Genomic DNA, 26,417 nt, shown 5'->3' with positions numbered 1-26,417 from the left:
CTCTTGCAACATTGTGTTGCAATCAGTGCCGTGGCGCGTTTGCGGGAATGGACGATACCGTTGCCGAGACAGGATCGCTTGCAGGAAAGCTGTCCTCGAGGCCTTCATCGAGTTCCTCTTCCAGCGTTTGCCTGTCGCCGGCCGAACGCGCGCTCGGCTGGCCGATCAAGCCCTTGCTGCCTTCGTCGAAATTGCCGTTGCTCAAGGCATCGTAACGGTTGATGCTGCCGTCTGCTTCCCCGCCGGCAAAGGCGGTCAGCTGAACCATCATGACCTTGGCGTGGTGGACCGCCGTCTTATCGTCGAGTTCGCCATGGGAGTTGTCGATTTTCACGGAAATCGATTCTCCTCTCTCGCCCAAGAATTCGACAGTGAAGATGTCGCCGGCTTGTGTCACCCGAGTATCGATCAACTGCATGGAAACCTCCTGTGTTCATGCACCTCAACGGCCATCCAGGTCCGGAGTTCCACTGCAATGCCAACGCTAGGCGACACGCCCTTGGGACAATGACCCAGCTCGGAACAAAAAACGCCTATGCGAGTTCACAGGCAGGTCAACAGGTCGTATCCATGCCGAAATTGCCGCTATCGCCTTCTGAGAAATTCTCCTTCTCCAATATTCCCGCAGACCAGAAACTCGCTTTGATATCGAGCTATTCGGAGGCGCTGCGTAAGCTCGCCAGATCGACCGAGGCGGTAGGACGCGCAGATATGCTGCCGAAGCTGATCCAGGTGGCGGACGGACTGGACAGTATGGCAACCACGATTGCCGAGACGGAGGCCGGAGCCGAGGTGATGGGGCGCGCAGCGCGGCTGATCCGGGCGACCGAGGGGATGCTGGCGTCGATGTCCTCGTCGTCAATCATCCACTAAAGCGCGTCGCAATCTTTCAGATTCGCTCCTTGCGCTTTAGGTCTTTGTTTTTAAGCATGTCGTTAGCGCAAAACCGCGGCACACTTTTGCGCGACATGCTTTAATGTCCCCCTTGCGAGAATGACGGGATAGATGCGGCGACGACACCTTGTCCTTAAGCCTTATGGTTAATTTATTAATAATTCAGGGTTTATAAACGGAACCAGACGGCCTTTCCGAGTGTTGATGGTGCGCCGTGGAGGAACCCTGATGATCCTGAAAATCCTTGCCCCCAAGATCGACGCCGATTGCCATGACACCGGCACCTGGCCCGATGGGATCTTCGCCGAAAACCGCATCGATCTTTCCGCTCGCCGCGATGGCCGTCGTCGCTCGCCGCACGAGCGCGACTACGGCAATGACAGAAAAGTGGAAAATCTGCCGCTCGGCTTTGCCTGACCGTTCCGTATGCGTCAGAGACTGCGAAAGACCAGAACGCCTGATGCCGGCAGCACGGCATCGAGCACTCCCGCCGTTGCTCTGATTCTTCCGCCGCCGTTGCCGACGTTCCAGCCGCCATATGCGTGAGCATCGGTATTGAAGATCTCCTCCCAGAGATCATCTCCCAGACGTTCGCTGTGCAGCCGATAGCCGTGTTCGAAGGGAGCGTCGTTCAGCGACCCCACGACGAGGAAATCCTCGCCGTCATTCCATCGATGAAACGCGATCACCCGATTTTCGTCATGAACCAGGGGAATGGCGATGTTGCGGGATCGAATGGCATCCTGATGGACGCTGAGCGCGATCAGATCGCGATAACAGCTGATCATCCCTGCCCCGCTGCCATCAGCTTCGCCGAGAATATTCTCCCGGTTCTCGAGGAAATCATTGTAGCGATAGGGCTTCTGTGCGCCGATTTCCTCGCCCATGAAAAACATCGGCGTCCCCGGTGATAGCAGCGTCATCGCCGCCGCGAATCGGGACCTCGCCTCTGCCCACGCCCTGGTCTCGCCGACAACAGGCGCGAAATTGACCGCGATAACCGCGGTTCGTGCCGATCCTTCACGATTGCCGCAATCGTCATGCGACTGGTTGTAGACCACCTTGGATCGCGCGCTCGTCTGCAATGCGCCGGCAAGAGACGACATGGTCAGCGCCCGCTTGTCCCCGAAACCGGCATTCTTCAACAGCTGTGCCTGTGCGCCGCCGTGATATTCGACGAGGTTGTGATGAAAATCGCCATACCAGGTGGCATCGAAGCCGAGCCCGTCGCCGGTCAGGCTCGGCTCCGTCATCGCCGACCAGTCCGAATAATCCTCGGCCGTCAGGAAAAGCTGCGGCTTGATCAGCCGCATCGTGCGGGTCCACTGCTTCAGAAACTTGGCCCCGAAGGCAGCGGCCCGATCGGCGCGCCGGCCATCGGCATGCAGGACCGGATATTGATGGATCGAACTTGTCTGATCGAGCCGGAAACCATCGATATGGCAGATGGAGACGAGGAATGCAGCGCTCGAGATGAAAAGCTGTCGCACGGCTTCCTCATCGAAGCGAGGCGCCCATCCCGTCGAAATGTTGTCGATGTAGCCGCCCCTGGGATCGGCATAGTCCTCGGGACGTCCCTCGTACCAATAGTAGATATTGCGGGTGTGATCGTTGGAATCATAGGCCCATTGCGCCCGCTCGCCATCCGGATCGAAGTGGTTGTAACAGACATCGAGGATGACGGCGATGCCGCGCTGGTGGCAGACCTTGACGAACATCTTCAGCCGGTCGGTGCCGCCGGCCCCCTGGTCGGCGGCAAAGAAATGCGACGTGCCGTAACCCCAGTTGGCCCGGGTCTCGAATTCCGCAATCGGCAGCAATTCCACGGCGTTGACGCCGAGTGCCGAGAGATGCTCGACGAAGACGATGGCATCATCAAGCGTGCCGGGCGCGGCCTTGCCGAAACCGAGGGCGCCGACGTGCAGTTCATAGATCACCAGATCCTCGAGCCGATCCGGAAGCTTTCGACCGCCGGCGAATTCGTCGGCCCAGAACGCCTCGGCGGCAAGCTCCTGCCCGGACGGGAGCACCACCCGCTTCGGGTCGCAGACGACCGAACAGCTTTGCGGTCCGTCCAATGCCGCCGGCGATCCGTGATAGATCGCTCCATCGGGATCGAAGTCTCCCGCGCCGATCTGCATGAGGGACCAGATATCGGTGCGGTAGGCGAGCGATCCATCATCCCTGGTGACGCGGTACATATAGGGCGTGCCGACCATGCTGTCGAAGTCGGAAAGGCCGTGGTCCTCGCTGGTTTCAACGCTCCAGAAGCCATCAACGGTCCTGCGCATCCTGATGGTTGCGACCGTTCCGGTCCCGTCATCGGCGATATAGCCAATGGCGGGATCGGCGAGCACGAGCGAGACGTCCCTGGCATTCGGCGCCCAGACCGAAAAGCGAATGCCGTCTGCACTGTTGCGCCTTTCAACCCGGTTCGCCCCCAGACGGCCGATCCATGTCAGATAATAGGTCTGCGGCGCTATCCCCTGCTGGAGATCGAAGGAGCGTTCGCGACGCGTCGAATTCTCGTCGTCCACTTCGGCGGCGATTGCCCATAGGCCGGAAGCGCCGGGTCGATCGAGTTCGATCCCCCAGCGAAAATGCGCGCCGATCTCGTCATCGGGAAAGGGAACCCTGATGACAAAGACATCATAGCCATCCTCGTCACGAGAGCGCTGCATCGGGTGAGACGTCCAATCATTCGAGGGGCGGCCTTGTTCGTCCCAACTGCCGCGGAGACGGACATTGTCGAACGCCATGGAGGGCAAGCCGCAGCGAAACCGGAATTGAACATTGACGGTCATCGGATCCTCCAAAACCATGTCGGATTTCTCCAGACTCTGCCTATGGGCCGTCCCACTCGCGCATGATCAGCCGCCCGAACGAAAAAATGCAAGCGAAGATTACATAATAAATACAATTCGAATTGAGCCACATTCGCAACAATATATCATGGATAACGAGTCATCGCCGCACGATCCTCCTCGTGTATTAAATCGAATTGGCAGCCACAAATGGGGATTCTTTCCCATTGCCACTTCCCTCGTAAACCGGGAGAAAAGCTTATGGCTCAAGCCGTTAGAATAAACGATATTATTCGTTCCTTTGGAATTGATACGCATATCGACTACACCGACGGAAAATATTCCAATGTCGGAGAAGTTGTTAAGGCTCTCGACTATCTTGGCCTTGATACCGTCCGCGATCATGCCCCCAACTCCGCTTCCGACCCCAACGGCCAAACGCATCTCGGCGATACGGCCGAAGCCGGCGTGCAATTCGTCTTCAGCGCCCAACGGGAAGTCGACCCCGCCGCCGTCGCCCAGCGGCTGCATGGTTTCGTGCAGGCCCATCCCGGATCGGTCGTCGGTATCGAAGGTCCGAACGAAGTCAACAACTGGCCGGTCAGCTATCATGGCCTGAGTGGCCAGGCCGCAGCGGTCGCCTATCAGAAAGACCTCTCTGCCGCCGTCAACGCCGATCCCTTGCTGAAAAACATCCCCGTTCTCGGCTTTACCGGATATACGGTCGCTTCCGCCTCCGACTACACGACGATCCACACCTATGCGAAGGATGGCGACCAGCCATATTCATGGCTTTCCCGAGAATCCGGCGTTCAGCGCGCTGCCGATCCGGGCAAGCCGCTGGCGATCACCGAGACCGGGTACCACACCTCGCTCACCGCCGACACCAATGGTGGCTGGGAAGGCGTCAGTGAAGCGACGCAGGCAAAACTCCTGCTCAATACGCTGATGGACGGCGCCGCACTTGGATCGAAACAGACGTTCATCTACGAGCTGCTGGACGCCTATTCCGATCCGCAGGGCACCAATCAGGAAAAGCATTTCGGCCTTTTTCATCTCGACTATTCCGCCAAGCCGGCTGCGACGGCGATCCACAATCTGACCGAAATCCTTGCGGACGACGGCGCTGCGAAGGCGAGCTTCAGCACGGGGACCCTCAATTATTCGATCGACGGCCTGCCGTCCTCGGCCCGTAGCCTGCTGACGGAAAAATCGGACGGAAGCTACCAGATCACCATCTGGAATGAGCCCGATATCTGGAACCAGTCCACCGATACAGCCATTCAGGCTATGACCACGGCCGTCAAAGTCAATCTCGGCGCCGCGTTCGGCTCCGTGAAGGTCTTCGACCCGCTGACCGGAACGACGGCGATCAAAAGCCTCAGTGATGTCTCGTCGCTGACGGTTGATGTCGTCGACCATCCCGTTATCATTGACATCGAAAGCGGCAGTGCCAGCACGCCGCCGCCGGCCACCGGCCATATCTATGGCGGCACGGGCAACGACATATTCACCGTGAGCAACCCCGCTCAAATCGTCGACGAAAGCCGGGGCGGCGGAACCGATACCGTCATGTCGTCGATCAGCTTCAGCCTCAAGGATACGGCGCATACGATCGGAAACGTCGAGAATCTGACGTTGACCGGCACCGCCAATCTGAACGGCACCGGAAATGGCCTGGCGAATGTTCTCGTCGGCAATTCCGGCAACAATATCCTCGATGGAAGCACCGGCGCCGACCACATGTCGGGGCGCGCCGGCAACGATACTTATGTGGTCGACAATGCCGGCGATTTTGCCGATGAAACAGGCGGATCCGGTATGGACACCGTCAAGGCTTCGACTTCCTTCAGCCTGGCCGATCTGAAGCGCACGGCCGGAACGATCGAGAACCTTGCCTTGACCGGAACGGCCAATCTCAGCGCGACGGGCAACAACACGTCCAACGTGCTGACCGGCAACGACGGCAGCAACAGTCTCAATGGCGGTAAAGGCGCCGACCAGATGAGCGGCGGGCTCGGCAACGACAAGCTGATCGGCAAAGCCGGCGCAGACATTCTGACCGGCGGCGGAGGGGCCGATTCCTTCGTTTTCGACGTTAAGCCCGACAATGTGAGCATCGACAAGATCCGGGATTTCTCCTCGGCGGCCGGCGACAAGCTGCTGCTCGACCATTCGATTTTCGCGGCACTCAGCCTATCCGGATTTTCAGATGAGAATTTCGTTGTCGGAACGAAAGCGCTCGAAGCTGACGATAGACTGATCTACGACCAGGCCAGCGGCATTCTATCCTTTGATGCGGATGGAAGTGCCGCGGGTGCGGCAATCCATGTCGCCGATCTCGACAATTCTCCGGCGCTTCACTTCAAGGATTTCGTGCTGATCTGACCCGGCCAGGCCCGTCGCTATTCGACGGCGGGCGGCCGCACCACGTGCGTTTCTAAAGCGCGTCGCGATCTTTCAGATTCGCTCCTTGCGCTTTAACTCTTTGTTTTTACGTATGTCGTTGCCGCAAAACCGCTGCACACTTTTGCGCGACATGCTTTAGTCTCCTCTTGCCGGCATGAAATTCCCGGCCACATTCTCCGTTGACGCCACTCGTGCCGCAACGGAGAAGCCTTTGCCCTGGATCGCCTATATCGCCCATTTCATCGCCGCGGCATTTCTGACCAACGGCGTCCCACATTTCGTCAACGGCGTCAGTGGCAGGCCGTTCCGCATCCCATTCGCGCAAGGGGCAAAGCTTGGCTCGCCGACAGCCAATGCCGTCTGGGGCTGGGCGAATTTCCTCATCGCCTTCCTGCTCTTTGCCAATGTCGGGCCGCTCTATATCGGCACGCCGGGCGATACGATCTTCGTGGCGGCCGGCATGCTCGTCACCGGCATTCTGCTCGCCCGCATTTTCGAGGGCGACGCCAGATAGTAACTTGCATGATGATAGTTACTGCTATAATGACATTAGCCATGCAACGGACGAGCTTCAGCGACTTCAAATGCCCGGCGGCGCGCGCGCTCGACAGCGTCGGCGACTGGTGGAGCATGCTGATCCTGCGCGACGCCTTCCAGGGGCTTTCGCGCTTCGACGATTTCCAGAAGAGCCTCGGCGTGGCGCCGAACATCCTGACGCGGCGGCTCAAACATCTGACGGAAAAGGGGTTGTTCGAACGGCGGCTCTACCATCAGCGCCCTGCCCGCTACGAATATCTGCTGACGGACAAGGGCCGTGATTTCTTTCCTGTTCTGATGACGCTGTTTTCCTGGGGAAGCCGGCACATCCCCGAAGAGGACCTCGCCTTTCTCTTGGGCGATGCCGCTTCCGGCAGAGAGCGCCAGACGATGCTGGTCGATGCGCGGACCGGCGAACCAGTGACACCAGAAAACACCAGCCTGCTTGCAGGCCCCGCCGCCGATGATGAAGTGCACGAGCGGATCGCCCGCATGCGCGCCTGGTATCTCGGCATCGACGCCTAATTCAAAAAGTTACAGAGTCCTTTGCGCGTCTGAAAAACGCGCGGCGCTGTCGGAGGAAAATACAATGGATCGCATCGTTGTCACCGGCATGGGACTTGTCTCGCCACTCGGCACCGGCGTCGAGCCCGCCTGGAAGCGTCTTCTCGACGGCGGTTCCGGGCTGAGGGCGCTGGCGGAGGATATCGTCGGCGAACTCTCGGCCAAGGTCGGCGGTATCGTTCCCGACGTCGCTGGGGATGCGCAAGCCGGCTTCGATCCAGACCGTTACGTCACGCCCAAGGACCAGAAGAAGATGGACCGCTTCATCCACTTCGCCATGGCGGCGACGGAGCAAGCGGTAAAACAGGCTGGCTGGATGCCGACCGACGAAGGCGAGCGCGAGCGCACGGCAACGATCATCGCGTCGGGCGTCGGCGGCTTTCCGGCGATCGCCGAAGCGGTGCGGATCGGCGAAACGCGTGGCGTGCGGCGACTGTCGCCTTTCACCGTGCCGTCCTTCCTCGTCAACCTTGCCGCCGGCCAGGTCAGCATCCGCTACGGCTTCAAGGGGCCGCTGGGTGCTCCGGTGACGGCCTGTGCGGCCAGCGTCCAGGCGATCGGCGATGCGGCGCGGCTGATCCGCTCCGGCGAAGCCGATGTGGCGATCTGCGGCGGTGCCGAGGCCTGCATCGACAAGGTGAGCCTTGGCGGCTTTGCCGCTGCGCGTGCGCTTTCCACCGGCTTCAACGAGACCCCGGAGCTGGCATCTCGGCCCTTCGACACGGCGCGCGACGGTTTCGTCATGGGCGAAGGCGCCGGCATCCTGGTTATCGAAACACTGGAGCATGCACTTGCCCGCGGCGCCACACCGCTCGCCGAACTCGTCGGCTACGGCACGGCGGCGGACGCCTACCACATGACCTCAGGCCCCGAAGACGGCGACGGCGCCCGCCGCGCGATGGAGACGGCACTCAAGCAGGCGAAGATCCCGGCTTCGCAGGTCAGGCATCTGAACGCGCATGCGACCTCGACACCGGTCGGTGACAGGGGCGAGATCGCGGCGATCGGCACGGTCTTCGGCCGCGACGGCGGCATTGCCGTCAGCGCGACGAAATCGGCGACCGGCCACCTGCTTGGCGCCGCCGGCGGGCTGGAAGCGATCTTCACCATCCTTGCGCTGCGCGACCAGATCGCGCCGCCGACCCGCAACCTGGAGCATGCGGATCCGGCCGCCGACGGCATTGATATCGTCGGCAAGACAGCGCGGCCGCTGGTGATGGACTATGCGATTACCAACGGTTTTGGCTTCGGCGGGGTGAATGCCAGCGCTCTCTTCCGGCGCTGGTCGTAAAGTCCGCTTTTCTTGCGTCAGAAATCGCCTACACTTCTGCCTGTCGGGGGATCGTTTCCCTGACAGAGCCGGAGATCAATCCATGCGCGCCTTCTTCGCAGTTCTCATCCTGTGTGCCGCATCCGCCCTCTCCCCCGTATCGGCCCGCGCCGAAGATCCGATCGACACGACGCGGACGATGATCGAGGAACAGATCAAAGCCTTCCTCAAGGACGATGCCGAGACCGCCTATTCCTTCGCCGCGCCCGGCATCAGGGCGATGTATCCCGACAAGAACCTGTTCTTCGCCATGGTGAAGAAGAGCTACGAGCCGGTCTATCACCCAGGCAACTACGCCTTCGGGCGCAGCCGCTCGATCGACAACGGCGCGCTGATCTATCACGAGGTGCTGATTTCGGGCCGTGACGGCAAGGACTGGACGGCGATCTACCAGATCACCCGCCAGCCGGACGGCAGCTACGGGATCAACGGCGTGCAGATCATGCCGGACGCGGACAGCAAGGGCATCTAGGGTCAGGTCTTGTTAGTCACAGCCAGAAGATGACAGAAGCTGCAAGCAGATTGCAGAAAAGAAGGTGTGGTCGCATCGGTCATAGCGTGTTGCGATGCGCCTGCAATCCTTGAGTTTGACGAATAAGTTCTCGACCTTGTTGTCTGCGACGACAGAGGACTTTGTCGTAGACGTATCCTTTGCTCCGGCTTTTGAAAGCGGGAGCAGGGCTCCATGCCCTGTCGAGGAGCTCTTGGCGGAGCCAAGTGCTGACGTAAGCCCTTATCGGCGATGAGGCAATCGCTTGGCAACGCGTTGTGCACGACCGGACACCCTTGTGGTCGCTCAGCTGGCCTTCAGAGCAGCATGATGATCAGCCGGCCGTCATCATCGCAGACGGCATAGAGCTTCGAATTCAGTCCGCCCTTGGTTCGCCCGTATAACACTTGCATTTACGTCTCCTTAAGCTGAGCCGAAATCAGTTTCTGCCGTGCAGGTCTATTTGAGCTTGAGAGTTTTGGCCATAACCAGGAATTTCACTGGCCGGCAAAGGCTGATGCGCGTGCGAAACGCAAGCTCCCGTTCCGTTCGATGTTGGCGCAGGCGCCGGTTTTGCTCCGGATACTGCCCGGTCCTCACCTCCCGCGATCATCCTACCCGCCAGCGAATAACGCTTCCTGAGGGACAGGATTGGCTTTTCAATCAAGTGCCAAGAGACTGCGGCGACGCAGAGGACGATAGTGCCTGCCATCAAAATCAGCATGACAATGCCGACTACCGTGCCGACGAGGATCGGCGGCCCGAGCATGATAGCGAGTTGAATGAAGGGCACATGGTAGAGATAGACGCCATACGAATAATCGCCGCCCTCCAGAATCTTCGGTAGTGCCAGGTGCGACAGGCCGGTATAGATGGTGATGTAGGTAAGGACAGGCATCAGCACTAGGCGATTTGCGACACTTTCAGTTGCACTCATTTCGAGCAGGAGCATGGCGGTGAGCGCAACGGCAATGCAGGCAGCAAACAGAATCCTGCTCATCGGGATCCTGTGGCGCAACTGATAGGCAAGGATGCCGCACAGGAAGGCCGTGATGAGTTGGGCGCCTCGGCCGACGAAGAGCGTATTTAGACCCGAAACGTCCCCTGCCTCCGCAGACGTGAAATGCTCGACCGCAAGGCCCGCGACGACAAAGGCCGCTAGCAGCAGGACGGTTGCCACCGCCCGCCGCACTACACCTGTGAGCATCATGACAGACATGATGATGTAGCAGTTGATCTCCCAGGGAATGGTCCACAGTGCGCCGTTGACCTGCGGCACCGGGTGGCCTGTGAAGACACCTGGCAGTTCAAAATGCGCCCAGCCGATAATGTTCAGCATATAGGCGAAGAAGCCCGCATCGGTGAAATATTCGCCGAGCGGCAGCGTGGTAACGGCCGGACCAATGATGAAGGCGCACACCAGAATATCGACCGCGAGCGCCGGAACGATGCGCAGGGCGCGATTGAGCAGGAAATTTTGCAGGCTGAGACGCTGGGCGCTGCCGGTGATCAGAAAGCCGCTCAGGGCGAAAAACATCGGCACCAGGCTGTATTCAAGGAACCACAGCACCGGGCCGTGCGCCAGCGCCCAGTGGCCGGAATTGGTGAGAACGTGATAGAAAACGATGGAGAATGCTAGCGCAATACGCAGAAAATTGAAGCCCGGCCCAAAGCCCCCATAGTCCGCCAGCATCGCTCCAAAGCTCTTCATCACACTCTCCGCAAACGCGACGCCTACCTGGCAAACCCGTCGTCCTGGCGGCGTTGAGGAAGCCGCCAGGACGACGTGGCGCATCTTTTGGATGCACCTTACGATGCGTTCCTCAACGAAAGGTAAGGGGGAGAGGTGGGCGTGCGTTGAGAGAGCATTGTTTTTGGACGCGGCGAGGCTCAGGACTCGTTAATCAGAGCCAGAAGATGACTGTTGGTGCGATGTAGATAGCTGAGAAGAAGGTGTGAACGCCTCGGTCGTATCGGGTTGCGATGCGCCGCCAGTCTTTGAGCTTGTCGAAGAGGCCTTCCACCTTGTGACGTTGGGTCGCCGCCGCGGTGATCGGCTTTGCCGTCATGCCGGGCATTGCGCAGGCGGAATCCTTTTCGAAGCTTGCAGGGCAGAATTATGCCATCGGCAAATTCAGCAAGGGGAAGACCGGCGCTACGGCTGGGTCGTTTCGAACGGTAGCAGGCGGTTCTTCTGCCGGCTGGATGCCAGCCTGGCCTATGTCAACGAGAAAGGGATGGTGAGCATCCTTTCAAGCGGACGGCTCATCAAAGTGCACCGTGCTACGTTTGAGGCATCGATCGGTGTTCCTGACCCGTCAATACCGCAATGGAGCGATCTCAGGCCGGCCTCGTCAAGCTGGCTGATGTCGGGAGCTGCACGGCTGCTCGCTGATTAACCGAGGGGCACTATACGGGTTCGAGATCGCCCCTCGCCCATTCCTCCTGCGTTTCCGCCATGAAATCGGCGAAGCGGCCTTCGGCGATCGCTTTGCGGATGCCCTGCATCAGTTCCTGGTAATAAGCGAGGTTGTTCCAGGAGAGGAGCATGCCGCCGAGCGCCTCGTTGGCGCGGACGAGATGGTGCAGATAGGCGCGGGAATAGTCGCGCGAGGCCGGGCAGTTCGACTGTTCGTCGAGCGGGCGCATATCCTCGGCATGGCGGGCATTGCGGATATTGACCTTGCCGCGGCGGGTGAAGGCCAGGCCATGGCGGCCGGAGCGGGTCGGCATGACGCAGTCGAACATGTCGATGCCGCGAGCGACCGATTTCAGGATATCGTCCGGCGTGCCGACGCCCATGAGGTAACGCGGCTTTTCCAGAGGAAGTACCGGCAGCGTCGTTTCCAGCATCTGCAGCATGACGTCCTGCGGCTCGCCGACCGCCAGGCCGCCGATCGCATATCCCTTGAGGTCGAGCTGGCTCAACGCCTCGGCCGAGCGGATGCGCAGCGCCGGGATATCGCCGCCCTGGACGATGCCGAACATCGCCTTGCCGGGCTGCTCGCCGAAGGCGACCCTGCAGCGTTCGGCCCAGCGCAGCGACATTTCCATGGCGCGCTCGATCTCCTTCGGTTCGGCCGGCAGCGCCACGCATTCGTCGAGCTGCATCTGGATGTCGGAGCCGAGCAGCCCCTGGATTTCTATGGAGCGCTCCGGCGACATATGGTGCAGGCTGCCGTCGACATGCGACTTGAAGGTGACGCCCTGCTCGTCGAGCTTGCGCAGGCCGGACAGCGACATGACCTGGAAACCGCCAGAGTCCGTCAGGATCGGATGCTCCCAGCGAATGAGCTTATGCAGGCCGCCGAGACGGGCGACACGCTCGGCCGTCGGGCGCAGCATCAGGTGATAGGTATTGCCGAGGATGATGTCGGCGCCGGTCTCGCGCACCTGGTCGAGATACATGGCCTTAACAGTGCCGACGGTGCCGACCGGCATGAAGGCCGGCGTGCGGATCTCGCCGCGCGGCATGGAGATCTGGCCGAGGCGGGCGCCGGCATCGGTCTTCTTCAGGGTGAATTGGAAGGTGTCGGTCATCTAGTCTTTCCGGAAGAGAAGGCTGGCATCGCCATAGGAATAGAAGCGGTAGCCCGTCTGAATGGCGTGGTCATAGGCGGTACGCATGGTCTCGAAGCCGGCAAAGGCCGAGACCAGCATGAAGAGCGTCGAGCGCGGCAGGTGGAAATTGGTCATCAGCATGTCGACCGCCTTGAAGCGATAACCCGGCGTGATAAAGATGCCGGTGGCGCCGCTCCAGGCGCGGATTTCGCCACTCTCTTCCGCCGCACTTTCGATCAGCCGCAGCGAGGTCGTGCCGACGCAGACGATGCGCCCGCCGCTTGCCTTGACGGCGTTCAGCCGTGCCGCCGTCTTGGCGCTGACCGTGCCGCTTTCGAGATGCATCTTGTGATCGGCGGTATCGTCGGCCTTGACCGGCAGGAAAGTGCCGGCACCGACATGCAGCGTGACGAAATGGCGTTCGATGCCGGCGCTATCGAGCGCATCGAACAGCCTGGGTGTGAAATGCAGGCCGGCGGTCGGGGCGGCAACGGCACCCTCCTCGCGAGCATAGATCGTCTGGTAATCCTCGCGGTCGCGCGCGTCCTCGGGACGCTTGGCGGCGATATAGGGCGGCAGCGGGATATGGCCGACGGCGGCGATCGCCTCGTCGAGCGCCGGGCCGGAGAGATCGAACAGCAGCGTCACCTCGCCGGCCTCGCCCTTTTCCTCGACGGTGGCGTCGAGCGAGCCGAGGAAGCAGCTCTCGCCGGAATGGCCGAAGGAGATGCGGTCGCCCTCCTTGATGCGTTTGCCCGGCCTGGCGAAGGCCTTCCAGCGGCTGGGGTCGATGCGCATGTGCAGCGTTGCGGAAACCTGCTGGCCGCCGGCGCCGTCGCGATGGCGGATGCCCTCGAGCTGGGCGGGAATGACCTTGGTATCGTTGAAGACCAACGCGTCGCCGGCCCGCAGGAACGACGTGAGATCGCCGACGCGATGGTCCGACAGGCTGCTTTCCGCATTCGGATCGATGACGAGCAGGCGCGCGCTGTCGCGCGGCTCGGCGGGCCTCAACGCAATGCGTTCGTCGGGCAGATCGAAATCGAAAAGGTCTACGCGCATCAGGGCACTTTCAGGCAAAGCGAAACCCGCCCCACGCAGCTATGCGCAAGGGCGGGTTTGAGCAGAAATCACAATCAGACGTCGGCGGCAACCCGCATGGAGACGATCGAGTCCGGATCGGAAACCGGCTCGCCGCGCTTGATCTTGTCGACGTTGTCCATGCCTTCGATGACCTGGCCCCAGACGGAATACTGCTTGTTCAGCCAGGGCGCGTCGGTGAAGCAGATGAAGAACTGCGAATTAGCCGAGTTCGGGTTCTGCGAACGGGCCATCGAGCAGGTGCCGCGCGTATGCGTGGTCGCCGAGAATTCAGCCTTCAGATCCGGCTTCGAAGAGCCGCCCATGCCGGCGCGACTGGGATTGAAGGTTTCCGAGCCCTTCTTGCCGAATTCGACATCGCCCGTCTGGGCCATGAAATCCTGGATAACGCGGTGGAAGACGACGCCGTCATAGGCCTTCTCGCGGGCGAGTTCCTTGATGCGGGCGACATGCTCCGGGGCGACCTGCGGCAAAAGCTGAATGACAACCTTGCCCTTGGTGGTTTCCAGAATGACGGTGTTTTCGGGATCCTTGATCTCGGCCATTTGCCTTCTCCTCTTGTTTCTCTCGTAACTTACTTCTTGCCCAGGGTGACTTTGATCATCCGGTCGGGATTGCTGACTTCGCCGTTCTGGCCTTCGCCCTTCTTGATCTTGTCGACATTCTCCATGCCGGAGACGACCTTGCCAACGACGGTGTACTGGCCGTTCAGGAACGAACCCTCGGCGAACATGATGAAGAACTGCGAATTGGCGGAATTCGGATCCTGTGAGCGGGCCATGCCGACCGTGCCACGCACGAACGGGGTCTTCGAGAATTCAGCCGGAATGTCAGGCATGTCGGAGCTGCCGGTGCCGGCAAGGCTCGCATCGAAGCCCTTCTCCATGTTGCCGAACTTGACGTCGCCGGTCTGGGCCATGAAACCGTCGATGACGCGGTGGAAGGCGACGTTGTCGTATTCGCCCTTCTTGGCCAGCGTCTCGATCTGGGCGACATGCTTCGGCGCCACATCAGGCATGAGCTGGATGACGACAGGGCCGTTCTTCAACTGGATGGTGAGATAATGATCGGCCGACTGGGCGAAGACATCCCCCGCGAAGGAGGCGAGATACAGCACGCCGGCAAATGCGAGATAGAAGAGTTTCATGTGGGCTCCGTTGCGGCGGGTTCCGCCTAGTCTTTGTTCTTACTAGTTTGGGCGCTTGGATGTGAGGGCTTGCAAGACGGCGGCCGGCACGAAAGCGCTGACATCGCCGCCCATGGCGGCGATCTGGCGAACCAATGTGGCGGTAATAGGCCGGGAGGCCGTGCCCGCCGGCAAAAAGATGGTCTGGATATCAGGCGCCATCGTCCGGTTCATGCCGGCCATCTGCATTTCGTAATCGAGATCGGTGCCGTCACGAAGGCCGCGGATCAACAGCGTCGCACCATGGGTGCGGGCGGCATCGACCACCAGATTGTCGAAGGCGACGACGGTTATGTCGCCGGTCTTGCCGGGCAGCGCTTGCGCCAGAGAACGGCGGATCAGCTCGGCTCTCTCTTCGAAGGAGAAGAGCGGCGCCTTGCCGGGATGGATGCCGATCGCGACGATCACCTTTTCGGCGACGTTCAGCGCCTGGACCAGAACATCCACATGTCCATTGGTGATCGGGTCGAAGGACCCAGGATAGAAAGCTGTCGTCATGTGGCCCGGCCGTTGGTTTGACGCCTTTTGTCACGGATGCTGCCTTGCCGCAAGTGATTTGGCCAGTCGTTCCGGGCGACTGAACGACGGATGAATGGCCCGTTCAAGGCCGTTTCAGGCACGATCTGCTTAATTCGCATCATCAAAGCAGCCGATGCCATTCCGGCATCCGGCGCTCCCCGAAAGACCAAGTCCATGCTGATCGTGCTCGTTGCACTTGCCGTCGTTTTCTCTCTCGCCGCCGAGATGGCCTATGGCTATTTCGCCGATCGAGACGAGGTGCGCTGGGTACGACCGGAGCTCGCCGAGCATGCGGCGATCGTGCGCGCCCAGGGCCGGCTGCGCGAAGCTTCGAATCTGAACGCCAGATGAACGAGACATTCAAGGTCGCTTCAGATCGCCATTGGTAAACACCCGATCAACATCCGGCGGAACCATTTTCAGACGGATGCGTTCATTCAACCGATACATAGATGCGGCGCGGAAGGAATAAAAATGCCCGGTAAGATTACGATGATTAACGTGCTCTGGATGGTAATGGTCACGGGCATGCTGACCGCAACTGTCGCTCTCTATGATCAAAAGGTCGATACGTCCAAGGTTTATGGTCCCTATGCTTCGGCCCGGACGGCCGTGCTGGGCCAGTACTGAGGGGCGAGAACGCAACTCCCCAGGAAAGGAATGCCTATGTTCACGATCTTGACAGTGCTCACCGCCCTTATCAGTGTCATGTTCATCGTGTCTGTGGCCTCAACGATTTCAGCGCTCCGGCGCGAAGGCGAAGAGGTGAAGGCGCTGAACGACAAACATAGAGCGTTCTGACATTCCTCCCTTGCCTACACCCTCTTCCCACCCTTGAGCGGCACCCTTCCGTCGCCAGGCCCATTCAAAGCCGGATGCATCAGCGTCCGGCTTTTTCTGTGGCGTGGTCCCGAACCATCATCCGATTTGAAAAGCAAAAGGGCGGCTTGAAAAGAAAAGGGCGGCTCGAAGCCGCCCCATTCACTTGATCACTCTTCGGCAGGCCCGGCAGGCCCGGCAGGCCCGGCCGGATCGCCATCGGCAATCGGCGCCCCGTCGCCACCACCTTCGTCGGCAGCACCTTCGTCGGCAACAGCGACGCCTTCGGCGACCTCGACAGCCTCTTCCGTCTCGTCCTCCTCCGGCTCGCTGATGCGCTCGACGGAGACTACCTTCTCGTCCTTGGCCGTCGAGAAGATGGTGACGCCCTTGGTGGCGCGGCTGGCTATGCGGATGCCGCCGACCGGTACACGGATCAGCTGGCCGCCATCGGAGACCAGCATGATCTGGTCGCCATCATCGACTGGGAAGGCCGCGACCAGTTCGCCGATCTCGGTGGTCTTCGAGGTGTCGGTGGCGCGGATGCCCTTTCCGCCGCGGCCGGAAATGCGGAAGTCGTAGGACGAAGAACGCTTGCCGAAGCCCTTTTCGGAAACGGTGAGCACGAACTGCTCCAGCGCCTTCAGCTCTTCGTAACGCTCGTCGCTCAGCTGTCCCTCTTCGGTGACTTCCTCGCCGACCAGCGCGATCTCCTCGGCCTCGCCCGTCGTCAGGCGCCGGTCGTTGGCAGCGCGCTTCAGATAGGCGGCGCGTTCCCACGGCTCGGCGTCGACATGGCGCACGATGGTCATCGAAATGATGCGGTCGCCGCCGGCAAGCGAGATGCCGCGCACGCCGATCGAATTGCGGCCGGCAAAGACCCGGACGTCGTCGACGGAGAAGCGGATGCACTGACCGAGCGCGGTCGTCAGCAGCACGTCGTCATGTTCGGTGCAGGTCTCGACGGAGAGGATTTCGTCCCCCTCCTCCTCGAGCTTCATGGCGATCTTGCCGTTGCGGTTGACCTGGACGAAGTCCGACAGCTTGTTGCGGCGAACCGTGCCGCGCGTCGTCGAGAACATGACGTCGAGATTGTCCCAGCTCGTCTCGTCCTCGGGCAAAGGCAGGATGGTGGTGATACGCTCGCCGGGTGCGAGCGGCAGCATATTGATCAGCGCCTTGCCGCGTGAGGTCGGCGTGCCGATCGGCAGGCGCCAGACCTTCTCCTTGTAGACGATGCCACGCGAGGAGAAGAACAGCACCGGCGTGTGAGTATTGACTACGAATAGCCGGCTAACAAAATCCTCGTCGCGGGTGGTCATGCCGGAGCGACCCTTGCCGCCGCGGCGCTGGGCGCGGTAGGTGGTCAGCGGCACGCGCTTGATATAACCGAGATGCGAGACGGTGACGACCATGTCTTCACGGGCGATCAGATCCTCGTCGTCCATTTCGAGACCGCCATCGACGATCTCGGTGCGGCGCGGCGTGCCGAACTCGTCGCGGACGGCGATGAGTTCATCCTTGACGATGGTCTGGATGCGGACGCGCGAGGAGAGAATATCCAGGTAATCCTTGATTTCCTCGCCGATCTTGTTGAGTTCGTCGCCGATTTCGTCGCGGCCAAGAGCCGTCAGGCGGGCAAGGCGCAGTTCGAGGATGGCGCGGGCCTGCTCTTCCGACAGATTGTAGGTCAGGTCCTCATTGATGCGATGGCGCGGATCGTCGATCAGACGGATAAGGCTTTCGACATCTGCCGCCGGCCAGCGGCGGGTCATCAGTTCTTCGCGGGCCGACTGGGGATCGGGCGCCTGACGGATGACGCGGATGACCTCGTCGATATTGGCGACGGCAATGGCGAGGCCGACCAACACATGGGCGCGGTCACGCGCCTTGCGCAGCAGGAATTTCGTTCTCCGGCTAACGACTTCCTCGCGGAAAGAGACGAAAGCGCGCAGCATGTCGAGCAGGGTCAGCTGTTCGGGCTTGCCGCCGTTCAGCGCCACCATGTTGCAGCCGAAGGACGTCTGCAGCGGCGTATAGCGATAAAGCTGGTTGAGGATGACCTCGGCATTGGCATCGCGCTTCAGCTCGACGACGACGCGATAACCCTGGCGGTCGGATTCGTCGCGCAGGTCGGAGATGCCTTCGATGCGCTTGTCGCGCACCAGCTCGGCCATCTTCTCGATCATCGTCGCCTTGTTCACCTGGTAGGGAATCTCGCTGATGATGATCTGCTCGCGGTCACCGCGCATCGGCTCGATGGCGGCAACGCCGCGCATGATGACGGATCCGCGGCCGGTCTCATAGGCGGATCGGATGCCGGCACGGCCAAGGATCTTCGCACCTGTGGGGAAATCGGGGCCGGGAATGATCTGCATCAGTTCCGGCAGCTCGATTGCCGGATCGTCGATCAGCGCGACGCAGCCGTCGATGACTTCGGAGAGATTGTGCGGCGGGATGTTGGTCGCCATGCCGACGGCGATGCCGCCGGCGCCATTGACGAGCAGGTTCGGGAACTTGGCGGGCACCACGACCGGCTCGGAGAGCGTACCGTCGTAGTTGTCGCGGAAATCGACGGTTTCCTTGTCGAGATCGTCGAGCAGCGAATGGGCAGCCTTTTCGAGGCGGCATTCGGTGTAACGTTCGGCCGCCGGCGGATCACCATCGACCGAGCCGAAATTGCCCTGACCGTCGATCAGCGGCAGCCGCAGCGACCAGGGCTGCGCCATGCGGGCGAGCGCATCATAGATCGCGGAATTGCCGTGCGGATGGAATTTACCCATCACGTCACCGGTGACGCGGGCGCATTTGACGTATTTCTTGTTCCAGTCGATACCGAGCTCGGACATGCCGTAGAGGATGCGCCGGTGCACGGGCTTCAGGCCGTCGCGCACGTCGGGCAGCGCGCGGCTGACGATGACGCTCATGGCGTAATCGAGATACGACCGCTGCATTTCCTCCATGATGGAGATGGGCTCGATGCCTGGCGGGAGCTTCCCGCCGCCGGGGGGTGTTTGCTCAGTCAAAACAGATCACGATCTCTTCTAGAATCACTTGAAGATTTATAGCGGAAAGCCTGTTGCCACGCCAATTTCACAGCGCGTTTTGAACAGGCTTTTGCGGCTTAAAGACGGTAAAACATACAAGTTGCGCGGCCAGACCGGACAAATCCGCTGCGGGCCGCCGCGGGATATTTGCCAAATCGGAATCCCCGCTTCACAATCATAAAAAACCACACACCCATATGGGGTTCCGGAGAGCCGATGGCAAGCGCCGACCAATTGATCAACGCCTTCACGACGCTGCTCGTCACCATCGATCCGCCGGGGCTCGCACCGATCTTCCTGGGCCTGACGACAGGCATGAGCCGCAGCGAGCGTACGCAGGTGGCGCTGCGCGGCTCGACCATCGCCTTCATCATCCTCGCCGTCTTCGCGCTGTTCGGCGCGGGCGTGCTCGGCGTGCTCGGGATTTCGATCGGCGCCTTCCGCATCGCCGGCGGGCTGCTGTTGTTCTGGATCGCCTTTGAGATGGTGTTCGAGAGGCGGCAGGAGCGCAAGGAGAAGGCGACCGAGGCGGCGATCACCAAGGATCACATCGAGAATATCGCCGTCTTCCCCCTCGCCTTGCCGCTGATTGCCGGTCCGGGTGCGATCTCGGCGACGATCCTGCTTGCCGGCACGCTGGCCACCTCGATCGGGAAAGCGCAACTGATCGGCGTCATTGCCGCCAATCTGCTGCTGACCTTCCTCATGCTGCTCATCGCCGAAAGGCTGGACCGTTTCCTCGGCGTCACCGGCCGGGCGATCCTGACACGCCTTCTTGGCGTCATCCTCGCTGCCCTTGCCGCACAGTTCGTCGTCGACGGCGCGAAATCGGCGTTCAATCTGATCAGCGCGACGCCGCACTGAAAACGGCCGTAGACGATTGAGGCCGATCCGATCTGAACGATCTGCCGCGAGATCAAAGAAAAAGAGCATGACGCCGTTATAGACGCCATGCTCTCCACTCATTCACAAAACCAGGAAAGCCCACCGATCAGAACGGGATGTCGTCGTCGAGATCCCGCGAGAAGTTGCCGCCACCGCCACCGCCGCGGCTCGGTGCTGAGGAGGGAGCCGGGGCGCCGTAGTCGTCGCCATAATCGTTGCCGCCACCGGCGCTGCCACGGCCGCCGCTCGCACCGCCGCCTTCGCCGCGGCCGTCGAGCATCGTCAGCGTCGAACCAAAACCCTGCAGCACCACTTCCGTGCTGTAACGGTCCTGGCCCTGCTGGTCCTGCCACTTGCGGGTCTGCAGCTGGCCTTCGATATAAAGCTTGGCGCCCTTCTTCACATATTGCTCGACGACCTTGCAGAGGCCCTCGTTGAAGACGACGACAGTGTGCCATTCGGTCTTCTCACGGCGCTCGCCGGAATTGCGGTCGCGCCAGGTCTCCGAGGTCGCGATACGAAGATTGGCGATCGGCCGGCCATCCTGAGTGCGGCGGATTTCGGGGTCTGCACCGACGTTTCCAATCAGAATTACCTTGTTCACGCTACCAGCCATGCTTCTCACCCTGCCTGCCGCCCTGCCCGGCGGCGTTTAATCGATCGGCGCACCTTAAACCATCACGGACCGCCGATGCGCATGGGCGGCATTTAATCCACATGTTTATCCATCAGAAAGCCGCATGCATCCATCAGGAATTTTGTTCTTTATTTGTTCTAGTTTATCCGTATGATCCTGTCAACAGAATCGAAAACCTTGAGCCCTTGCGAATATTCAGCCTCGACTCGCCCGTCGGCATCACTAAATAAGGGCTGTTATCCAGAAAACCAAAGCAGAGACGATGAGCGAACTGAAGACGATCTCCATCCGCGGCGCGCGCGAGCATAATCTCAAGAGCATCGATCTCGATCTGCCGCGTAACAAGCTGATCGTCATGACCGGGCTTTCGGGTTCGGGCAAATCCTCGCTCGCCTTCGACACGATCTATGCCGAGGGCCAGCGGCGTTATGTCGAGAGCCTGTCGGCCTATGCCCGGCAGTTCCTCGAGATGATGCAGAAGCCCGATGTCGACCAGATCGACGGGCTGTCGCCGGCAATCTCGATCGAGCAGAAGACCACCTCGCGCAATCCGCGCTCGACGGTCGGCACCGTGACCGAGATCTACGACTATATGCGCCTGCTCTTTGCCCGCGTCGGCGTTCCCTATTCGCCGGCGACCGGCCTGCCGATCGAGAGCCAGACCGTCAGCCAGATGGTCGACCGTATCCTCGATTTCGGCGAGGGCACCCGTCTTTATATCCTTGCGCCGCTCGTGCGCGGGCGCAAGGGCGAATACAAGAAGGAACTGGCGGAGCTGATGAAGAAGGGCTTCCAGCGCGTCAAGGTCGACGGCCAGTTCTACGAGATCGCCGAGGCGCCGGTGCTCGACAAGAAGTACAAACACGACATCGACGTGGTGGTCGACCGCATCGTCGTGCGCTCGGACGTTTCGGCGCGCCTGGCGGACAGTCTGGAGACCTGCCTGAAGCTCGCCGACGGGCTGGCGGTTGCCGAATTCGCCGACAAGCCGCTGCCGCCGGAGGAGACGTCGGCCGGCGGTTCGGCGAACAAGTCGCTGAACGAGACGCATGAACGCGTGCTGTTTTCGGAGAAATTCGCCTGCCCGGTCTCCGGCTTCACCATTCCCGAGATCGAACCCAGGCTCTTCTCCTTCAACAACCCGTTCGGCGCCTGCCCGACCTGCGACGGCCTCGGCGCTCAGCAGAAGATCGATGCGGATCTGATCGTGCCCGAGCCCGAGCGGACGTTGCGCGACGGAGCGATCGCGCCTTGGGCCAAGTCGACCTCGCCCTATTACAACCAGACGCTGGAAGCGCTCGGCAAACATTACGGCTTCAAGCTGGGCACGCGTTGGAACGATCTGTCCGACGAGGCCAAGGATGTCATCCTCAACGGCACTGACGACAAGATCGAATTCCATTACGCCGATGGCGCCCGCTCCTATACGACGCAGAAGAATTTCGAAGGCATCATCACCAACCTCGAGCGCCGCTGGAAGGAGACCGATTCCGCCTGGGCGCGCGAGGATATCGAGCGCTTCATGTCGGCCGCCCCCTGCCCTTCCTGCAATGGCTTCCGCCTGAAGCCGGAGGCCTTGGCGGTGAAGATCGACACGCTGCATATCGGCGAAGTGACTGGTATGTCGATCCGCGTCGCCCGTGACTGGTTCGAGACGCTGCCGGCAAGCTTCAACGCCAAGCAGAACGAGATCGCCGTGCGCATCCTCAAGGAAATCCGCGACCGGCTGCGCTTCCTCAACGACGTCGGCCTGGAATATCTCAGCCTGTCGCGCAATTCCGGCACGCTGTCGGGCGGCGAAAGCCAGCGCATCCGGCTTGCCTCGCAGATCGGCTCGGGGCTGACGGGCGTGCTTTACGTGCTCGACGAGCCGTCGATCGGCCTGCATCAGCGCGACAATGCCCGGCTGCTCGACACGCTGAAGCACCTGCGCGACATCGGCAACACCGTCATCGTCGTCGAACATGACGAAGATGCGATCCTGTCGGCCGACGACGTGGTCGATATCGGCCCGGCAGCCGGCATTCACGGCGGCCAGGTGATCGCCCATGGTACGCCGCAAGACATCATGGACAATCCGAACTCGCTGACCGGCAAATATCTCTCGGGCGAACTCGGCGTTCCGGTTCCCAACGAGCGCCGCAAGCAGAAGAAAGGCCGCGAGATCAAGGTGGTCGGCGCACGCGGCAACAATCTGAAGAACGTCACGGCGGCGATCCCGCTTGGGGTCTTCACGGCGGTGACCGGCGTTTCGGGCGGCGGCAAATCCACCTTCCTGATCGAGACGCTCTATAAATCGGCGGCAAGGCGCGTCATGGGCGCGCGTGAAAACCCGGCCGATCACGACCGCATCGACGGCTTCGAGCATATCGACAAGGTGATCGACATCGACCAATCGCCGATCGGCCGCACGCCGCGCTCGAACCCGGCGACCTATACCGGCGCCTTCACGCCGATCCGAGATTGGTTCGCCGGTCTGCCGGAGGCGAAGGCCCGCGGCTACCAGCCGGGCCGCTTCTCCTTCAACGTCAAGGGCGGACGCTGCGAGGCCTGCCAGGGAGACGGCGTCATCAAGATCGAGATGCACTTCCTGCCCGATGTCTACGTCACCTGCGACGTCTGCCACGGCAAGCGCTATAACAGAGAGACGCTCGACGTCACCTTCAAACAGAGGTCGATCGCCGACGTGCTCGACATGACTGTGGAGGAAGGCGTCGATTTCTTCGCGGCGGTGCCTGCCGTGCGCGACAAGCTGCAATCGCTGAAGGATGTCGGCCTCGGTTATATCAAGGTCGGCCAGCAGGCGAATACGCTCTCGGGCGGCGAGGCGCAGCGCGTCAAGCTTGCCAAGGAACTGTCGAAACGCTCGACGGGACGCACGCTCTACATTCTCGACGAACCGACGACCGGCCTGCATTTCCACGACGTCGCCAAGCTGCTCGAAATGCTGCACGAACTGGTCAACCAGGGCAATTCGGTGGTGGTGATCGAACACAATCTCGAAGTCATCAAGACGGCCGACTGGGTGCTCGATTTCGGCCCCGAAGGCGGCGATGGCGGCGGTGAGATCGTCGCAACCGGTACGCCCGAAGCGATCGTCAAGGAAAAGCGGTCCTATACCGGACACTTCCTGAAGGAATTGCTGGAACGGCGCCCGGTGAAGAAGGCGGTTGCGGCGGAATGACGATGAGGCCAGCGTCACCCGATGATCTGGAAACGATCGTGACGCTGACAGCCGCCGCCTATCGGCCCTATACCGAACTCTTCGGCGCTCCGCCGATCCCGGTGACGGAGGACTACGCGCCGCGGATCGAACGCGGCGAGGTCTGGCTGCGCGAGATCGGCGGGCAAACGGCCGGCGTGGTGGTCCTCGAACGGCATTCCGATCACCTCATGCTGTTCAGCATCGCGGTCTCGCCGGCCTTTCAGGGTGCCGGACATGGGCTGGCCATGCTGCATTGGCTGGAGGGCAAGGCGCGGGAATGGGACGTGCCGGAGATCCGGCTCTACACCAATGCGCGGATGGAGCGGAACATCGCGGTCTACAGCGCCTTCGGGTTTCAGGAAACGGGTCGCCGGCCGAACCCTTATCGGCCAGGATGGACACTCGTCGACATGACGAAAGAGATCAATGCGGCTTGAGCGGCTGCGAATGGGAGGACGACATGACGAAATCCGGCACTATCCGCACCGGCATCGGCGGCTGGACTTTCGAGCCCTGGCGCGGGCATTTCTTTCCCGACAGCCTGAAACAGAAGGACGAGCTGAATTATGCCAGCCGCCAGCTGAAGGTCATCGAGGTCAACGGCACCTATTACAGCACGCAGAAGCCCGCGGTCTTTGCCAAATGGGCGGCTGACGTGCCCGACGGTTTCATCTTTTCGCTGAAGGCGACGCGTTTCGTCACCAATCGGCGAGTGCTTGCCGAAGCCGGTGAATCGATGGAGCGGTTCCTGTTGTCAGGCATTAGCGAACTCGGCGATCATCTCGGGCCGCTGCTCTGGCAGTTCGCGCCGACGAAGAGGTTCGATGCAGACGATTTCGAAGCCTTCCTGAAGCTGCTGCCGGCAAAACAGGACGGGCTGACGCTCCGCCACGTGGTTGAGGTACGGCACGATTCCTTCAAGGTGCCGGAGTTCGTGGCGCTGCTTTCGAAATATGGCGTGGCGCCTGTTTGCGCCGAACATTTCGAATATCCGATGATCGCCGACGTGACGGCCGATTTCGTCTATATCAGGCTGCAGAAGGGATCGGACGATATCCCGACCTGCTATCCGGAAAAGGACCTGAAGGCCTGGGCAGACCGGCTGGAGACCTGGGCCGAGGGCAAGGTTCCTGATGATCTGCCGCTGATCGATGGAGATCGCAAAGTGAAGTCTGAGCCGCGCGACGTCTTCGCCTTCATGATCCATGAGGGCAAGGTCAATGCGCCGCATGGGGCAATCGCCCTGCAGCAGGCGCTGGCGAAATAGGCGAGGCTGGATATGACGCTTTGCTCGTCGATGGACTCTGGCTTTATTTTTTCCCGTTCGCCAGCGCCTCTTTCCGCCGGCGGCGCGGCAGGAGCGATTTGAGGTACCGCCATAGCGGCGAGACGGCGTAGCCTGTGACCGGAATTGCGATCAAGCCGGCGACGATACCGACGATGCCCGCGCCTGCGGCCTCGACGATCCAGCGCAGCACCGATGCCAGAACGGGAATGGCATGCGTCGTCGCCTCACCGGCATCATGGATCAGATGCGCAAGGCCGCCGATCCCGTAGGCTTCGAGGCCATGAACGATTATGCCGCCGCCGACCCAGATCATGGCGGCCGTTCCGACGATGCCGAGCACTTTCAGAAAATAAGGCATGCCTGTGACAAGCCCCTTCCCGATCGAACGCAAGACGGCGCCCATCGGAGATGCCGTCCGCAGACGCGCCAGCATCAGACCCAGATCATCGGCCTTCACGATAAGCGCCACGCCGCCATAGACCATGATCGTGATCCCCAGCCCAACGACGGCGAGGATGAGGGCTTGCGTGAACATGCTGCCTGACGGCACCGCGGCGAGCGTAATCGCCATGATTTCGGCCGACAGGATGAAATCCGTCTTGATTGCGCCGGCAACCTTCTCGTCTTCTAGCGATTTGGCATCGAGGCTTGTCGTCTCGAGTGCCGATTCATGGGCATGGGCTGCATGCGGCATCACCAGTTCGTAGACTTTTTCCACACCCTCGTAGCAGAGATAAAGCCCGCCGATCATCAGCAGCGGCGTGATCGCCTGCGGTGCGACAAGGCTCAGGATCAGTGCTGCCGGAAGCAGGATCAGAAGCTTGTTCTTCAGCGAGCCGAGCGTGATCTTGCCGATGATCGGCAATTCGCGTGCTGCCGAAAATCCGGTGACATAGCGGGGTGTGACGGCCGCATCATCAATGACGACGCCAGCCGCTTTCGCGCCTGCCTTGGCCGCCTGGCCGGCAATATCGTCGAGCGACGCCGCAGCCACCTTGGCCAATGCCGCGATATCATCAAGAAGGGCGATCAGGCCAATACTCATTCGAGCCTCCGTCGAGAAGACAGACTTACGCAGTAAAAAACGGAAAGCCCGTCAATGAGACGTGGAATCCTCCGCCGGGAAGATGCCACGCAAGGA

The 26,417-nt window shown here is 60.9% G+C and carries 25 protein-coding genes and 1 pseudogene; 14 read left to right on the top strand and 12 right to left on the bottom strand.

Annotation, left to right across the window (positions count from 1 at the left end; all coding sequences use genetic code 11):
* Window positions 1-22 precede the first annotated feature (22 nt).
* On the bottom strand, window positions 23-418 hold the full coding sequence (locus J3P73_RS12325) for a hypothetical protein (protein WP_130661591.1): 396 nt from the start codon (window positions 416-418) through the stop codon (window positions 23-25).
* A 152-nt stretch (window positions 419-570) separates the two neighbouring features.
* Between J3P73_RS12325 and J3P73_RS12320 the strand changes: the two genes are divergently transcribed.
* Entirely contained in the window at window positions 571-873 is a 303-nt protein-coding gene (locus tag J3P73_RS12320; protein ID WP_245002729.1) for a hypothetical protein, read from the top strand.
* 249 nt (window positions 874-1,122) lie between these two features.
* A complete protein-coding gene (locus J3P73_RS12315; protein ID WP_003539671.1) occupies window positions 1,123-1,311 on the top strand; it encodes a hypothetical protein in 189 nt (62 codons plus the stop codon).
* A gap of 14 nt (window positions 1,312-1,325) precedes the next feature.
* Here J3P73_RS12315 and J3P73_RS12310 read toward each other — a convergent pair whose 3' ends face one another.
* The gene (locus J3P73_RS12310; protein WP_130691767.1) at window positions 1,326-3,698 is read right to left on the bottom strand and encodes an alpha-amylase family glycosyl hydrolase; all 2,373 of its coding nucleotides are present in this window, start codon (window positions 3,696-3,698) and stop codon (window positions 1,326-1,328) included.
* 261 nt (window positions 3,699-3,959) lie between these two features.
* Between J3P73_RS12310 and J3P73_RS12305 the strand changes: the two genes are divergently transcribed.
* The 5 genes from J3P73_RS12305 (at window position 3,960) to J3P73_RS12285 (ending at window position 9,010) form a co-directional block, all read left to right on the top strand.
* Window positions 3,960-6,086, top strand: coding sequence for a calcium-binding protein (locus tag J3P73_RS12305; protein ID WP_130691765.1), 2,127 nt, complete (start codon window positions 3,960-3,962; stop codon window positions 6,084-6,086).
* A gap of 232 nt (window positions 6,087-6,318) precedes the next feature.
* Window positions 6,319-6,621: a hypothetical protein gene (locus tag J3P73_RS12300; RefSeq protein WP_130655521.1), complete on the top strand. Its 303-nt coding sequence runs from the start codon at window positions 6,319-6,321 to the stop codon at window positions 6,619-6,621.
* 41 nt (window positions 6,622-6,662) lie between these two features.
* Window positions 6,663-7,169: a winged helix-turn-helix transcriptional regulator gene (locus J3P73_RS12295; protein ID WP_130655520.1), complete on the top strand. Its 507-nt coding sequence runs from the start codon at window positions 6,663-6,665 to the stop codon at window positions 7,167-7,169.
* A gap of 64 nt (window positions 7,170-7,233) precedes the next feature.
* Window positions 7,234-8,499, top strand: coding sequence for a beta-ketoacyl-ACP synthase II (fabF, locus tag J3P73_RS12290; protein ID WP_207579989.1), 1,266 nt, complete (start codon window positions 7,234-7,236; stop codon window positions 8,497-8,499).
* A gap of 82 nt (window positions 8,500-8,581) precedes the next feature.
* Window positions 8,582-9,010 carry a DUF4864 domain-containing protein gene (locus tag J3P73_RS12285; RefSeq protein WP_130655518.1) on the top strand — a complete coding sequence of 143 codons (429 nt, stop codon included), beginning with the start codon at window positions 8,582-8,584 and terminating at the stop codon, window positions 9,008-9,010.
* Between the two features lie 457 nt (window positions 9,011-9,467).
* Here J3P73_RS12285 and J3P73_RS12280 read toward each other — a convergent pair whose 3' ends face one another.
* The 7 genes and pseudogenes from J3P73_RS12280 to coaD form a co-directional block, all read right to left on the bottom strand.
* On the bottom strand, window positions 9,468-10,742 hold the full coding sequence (locus tag J3P73_RS12280; protein WP_392711608.1) for an acyltransferase family protein: 1,275 nt from the start codon (window positions 10,740-10,742) through the stop codon (window positions 9,468-9,470).
* A 190-nt stretch (window positions 10,743-10,932) separates the two neighbouring features.
* Window positions 10,933-11,040 (bottom strand): annotated as a pseudogene (locus tag J3P73_RS12275) (IS5/IS1182 family transposase); the annotation flags it as partial.
* Between the two features lie 397 nt (window positions 11,041-11,437).
* Window positions 11,438-12,568, bottom strand: a complete 1,131-nt coding sequence (gene tgt / locus J3P73_RS12270) for a tRNA guanosine(34) transglycosylase Tgt (RefSeq protein WP_130675105.1) — start codon at window positions 12,566-12,568, stop codon at window positions 11,438-11,440.
* Window positions 12,569-13,651 carry a tRNA preQ1(34) S-adenosylmethionine ribosyltransferase-isomerase QueA gene (gene queA, locus J3P73_RS12265; RefSeq protein ID WP_130655514.1) on the bottom strand — a complete coding sequence of 361 codons (1,083 nt, stop codon included), beginning with the start codon at window positions 13,649-13,651 and terminating at the stop codon, window positions 12,569-12,571. It abuts the gene before it with no gap.
* Between the two features lie 74 nt (window positions 13,652-13,725).
* Window positions 13,726-14,235, bottom strand: coding sequence for a peptidylprolyl isomerase (locus J3P73_RS12260; RefSeq protein ID WP_003539661.1), 510 nt, complete (start codon window positions 14,233-14,235; stop codon window positions 13,726-13,728).
* 29 nt (window positions 14,236-14,264) lie between these two features.
* Window positions 14,265-14,837: a peptidylprolyl isomerase gene (locus J3P73_RS12255; RefSeq protein WP_130655513.1), complete on the bottom strand. Its 573-nt coding sequence runs from the start codon at window positions 14,835-14,837 to the stop codon at window positions 14,265-14,267.
* A gap of 42 nt (window positions 14,838-14,879) precedes the next feature.
* The gene (coaD, locus tag J3P73_RS12250) at window positions 14,880-15,374 is read right to left on the bottom strand and encodes a pantetheine-phosphate adenylyltransferase (protein WP_018069566.1); all 495 of its coding nucleotides are present in this window, start codon (window positions 15,372-15,374) and stop codon (window positions 14,880-14,882) included.
* 90 nt (window positions 15,375-15,464) lie between these two features.
* Here coaD and J3P73_RS12245 point away from each other — a divergent pair, with 90 nt between their 5' ends.
* The 3 genes from J3P73_RS12245 to J3P73_RS38075 all read left to right on the top strand — a co-directional run bounded on the left by J3P73_RS12245 (window position 15,465) and on the right by J3P73_RS38075 (window position 16,196).
* Window positions 15,465-15,746, top strand: a complete 282-nt coding sequence (locus tag J3P73_RS12245; RefSeq protein ID WP_130691761.1) for a hypothetical protein — start codon at window positions 15,465-15,467, stop codon at window positions 15,744-15,746.
* Between the two features lie 123 nt (window positions 15,747-15,869).
* A complete protein-coding gene (locus tag J3P73_RS12240; protein WP_003539654.1) occupies window positions 15,870-16,025 on the top strand; it encodes a hypothetical protein in 156 nt (51 codons plus the stop codon).
* A 36-nt stretch (window positions 16,026-16,061) separates the two neighbouring features.
* A complete protein-coding gene (locus J3P73_RS38075) occupies window positions 16,062-16,196 on the top strand; it encodes a hypothetical protein (protein ID WP_269207301.1) in 135 nt (44 codons plus the stop codon).
* Window positions 16,197-16,384: 188 nt separating this feature from the next.
* Here the strand turns inward: J3P73_RS38075 and gyrA are convergent, their stop codons facing one another.
* Window positions 16,385-19,240: a DNA gyrase subunit A gene (gene gyrA / locus J3P73_RS12235; RefSeq protein WP_130691069.1), complete on the bottom strand. Its 2,856-nt coding sequence runs from the start codon at window positions 19,238-19,240 to the stop codon at window positions 16,385-16,387.
* A 237-nt stretch (window positions 19,241-19,477) separates the two neighbouring features.
* Here gyrA and J3P73_RS12230 point away from each other — a divergent pair, with 237 nt between their 5' ends.
* Window positions 19,478-20,125, top strand: a complete 648-nt coding sequence (locus tag J3P73_RS12230) for a MarC family protein (RefSeq protein ID WP_018069570.1) — start codon at window positions 19,478-19,480, stop codon at window positions 20,123-20,125.
* 127 nt (window positions 20,126-20,252) lie between these two features.
* Here the strand turns inward: J3P73_RS12230 and J3P73_RS12225 are convergent, their stop codons facing one another.
* Complete coding sequence (locus tag J3P73_RS12225; RefSeq protein ID WP_075223847.1) at window positions 20,253-20,762, bottom strand: single-stranded DNA-binding protein; 510 nt, start codon at window positions 20,760-20,762, stop codon at window positions 20,253-20,255.
* A gap of 283 nt (window positions 20,763-21,045) precedes the next feature.
* Between J3P73_RS12225 and uvrA the strand changes: the two genes are divergently transcribed.
* Genes uvrA through J3P73_RS12210 form a run of 3 tightly spaced genes read left to right on the top strand, consistent with a single transcriptional unit; the run spans window position 21,046 to window position 25,255 of the window.
* Window positions 21,046-23,967, top strand: coding sequence for an excinuclease ABC subunit UvrA (gene uvrA / locus J3P73_RS12220; RefSeq protein WP_018494639.1), 2,922 nt, complete (start codon window positions 21,046-21,048; stop codon window positions 23,965-23,967).
* Window positions 23,964-24,425 carry a GNAT family N-acetyltransferase gene (locus J3P73_RS12215; protein WP_075223848.1) on the top strand — a complete coding sequence of 154 codons (462 nt, stop codon included), beginning with the start codon at window positions 23,964-23,966 and terminating at the stop codon, window positions 24,423-24,425. The genes uvrA and J3P73_RS12215 overlap by 4 nt, the downstream gene beginning before the upstream one ends.
* 23 nt (window positions 24,426-24,448) lie before the next feature.
* Entirely contained in the window at window positions 24,449-25,255 is an 807-nt protein-coding gene (locus J3P73_RS12210) for a DUF72 domain-containing protein (RefSeq protein WP_075223977.1), read from the top strand.
* Window positions 25,256-25,298: 43 nt separating this feature from the next.
* On the opposite strand, the gene J3P73_RS12205 is transcribed toward J3P73_RS12210, so the two are convergent.
* Entirely contained in the window at window positions 25,299-26,321 is a 1,023-nt protein-coding gene (locus J3P73_RS12205) for a DUF808 domain-containing protein (RefSeq protein WP_130688233.1), read from the bottom strand.
* Between the last annotated feature and the right edge of the window lie 96 nt (window positions 26,322-26,417).

This window comes from Rhizobium ruizarguesonis (assembly GCF_017357285.1).
Classification (GTDB): Bacteria; Pseudomonadota; Alphaproteobacteria; order Rhizobiales; family Rhizobiaceae; genus Rhizobium; species Rhizobium ruizarguesonis.
This window is presented reverse-complemented; position numbering and strand designations above follow the sequence as displayed.

What these genes read in the sequence shown, in the direction of transcription:
- J3P73_RS12230 (WP_018069570.1), top strand. Translation starts at nt 19,478, where the DNA reads ATGGCAAGCGCCGACCAATTGATCAACGCCTTCACGACGCTGCTCGTC.
- uvrA (WP_018494639.1), top strand. Translation starts at nt 21,046, where the DNA reads ATGAGCGAACTGAAGACGATCTCCATCCGCGGCGCGCGCGAGCATAAT.
- J3P73_RS12310 (WP_130691767.1), bottom strand. Translation starts at nt 3,698, where the DNA reads ATGACCGTCAATGTTCAATTCCGGTTTCGCTGCGGCTTGCCCTCCATG.
- tgt (WP_130675105.1), bottom strand. Translation starts at nt 12,568, where the DNA reads ATGACCGACACCTTCCAATTCACCCTGAAGAAGACCGATGCCGGCGCC.
- J3P73_RS12260 (WP_003539661.1), bottom strand. Translation starts at nt 14,235, where the DNA reads ATGGCCGAGATCAAGGATCCCGAAAACACCGTCATTCTGGAAACCACC.
- J3P73_RS12285 (WP_130655518.1), top strand. Translation starts at nt 8,582, where the DNA reads ATGCGCGCCTTCTTCGCAGTTCTCATCCTGTGTGCCGCATCCGCCCTC.
- fabF (WP_207579989.1), top strand. Translation starts at nt 7,234, where the DNA reads ATGGATCGCATCGTTGTCACCGGCATGGGACTTGTCTCGCCACTCGGC.
- J3P73_RS12245 (WP_130691761.1), top strand. Translation starts at nt 15,465, where the DNA reads ATGAATGGCCCGTTCAAGGCCGTTTCAGGCACGATCTGCTTAATTCGC.
- J3P73_RS12205 (WP_130688233.1), bottom strand. Translation starts at nt 26,321, where the DNA reads ATGAGTATTGGCCTGATCGCCCTTCTTGATGATATCGCGGCATTGGCC.
- J3P73_RS12225 (WP_075223847.1), bottom strand. Translation starts at nt 20,762, where the DNA reads ATGGCTGGTAGCGTGAACAAGGTAATTCTGATTGGAAACGTCGGTGCA.
- J3P73_RS12255 (WP_130655513.1), bottom strand. Translation starts at nt 14,837, where the DNA reads ATGAAACTCTTCTATCTCGCATTTGCCGGCGTGCTGTATCTCGCCTCC.
- J3P73_RS12240 (WP_003539654.1), top strand. Translation starts at nt 15,870, where the DNA reads ATGCCCGGTAAGATTACGATGATTAACGTGCTCTGGATGGTAATGGTC.
- J3P73_RS38075 (WP_269207301.1), top strand. Translation starts at nt 16,062, where the DNA reads ATGTTCACGATCTTGACAGTGCTCACCGCCCTTATCAGTGTCATGTTC.
- J3P73_RS12305 (WP_130691765.1), top strand. Translation starts at nt 3,960, where the DNA reads ATGGCTCAAGCCGTTAGAATAAACGATATTATTCGTTCCTTTGGAATT.
- J3P73_RS12215 (WP_075223848.1), top strand. Translation starts at nt 23,964, where the DNA reads ATGACGATGAGGCCAGCGTCACCCGATGATCTGGAAACGATCGTGACG.
- J3P73_RS12320 (WP_245002729.1), top strand. Translation starts at nt 571, where the DNA reads ATGCCGAAATTGCCGCTATCGCCTTCTGAGAAATTCTCCTTCTCCAAT.
- J3P73_RS12315 (WP_003539671.1), top strand. Translation starts at nt 1,123, where the DNA reads ATGATCCTGAAAATCCTTGCCCCCAAGATCGACGCCGATTGCCATGAC.
- queA (WP_130655514.1), bottom strand. Translation starts at nt 13,651, where the DNA reads ATGCGCGTAGACCTTTTCGATTTCGATCTGCCCGACGAACGCATTGCG.
- J3P73_RS12210 (WP_075223977.1), top strand. Translation starts at nt 24,449, where the DNA reads ATGACGAAATCCGGCACTATCCGCACCGGCATCGGCGGCTGGACTTTC.
- J3P73_RS12295 (WP_130655520.1), top strand. Translation starts at nt 6,663, where the DNA reads ATGCAACGGACGAGCTTCAGCGACTTCAAATGCCCGGCGGCGCGCGCG.
- J3P73_RS12325 (WP_130661591.1), bottom strand. Translation starts at nt 418, where the DNA reads ATGCAGTTGATCGATACTCGGGTGACACAAGCCGGCGACATCTTCACT.
- coaD (WP_018069566.1), bottom strand. Translation starts at nt 15,374, where the DNA reads ATGACGACAGCTTTCTATCCTGGGTCCTTCGACCCGATCACCAATGGA.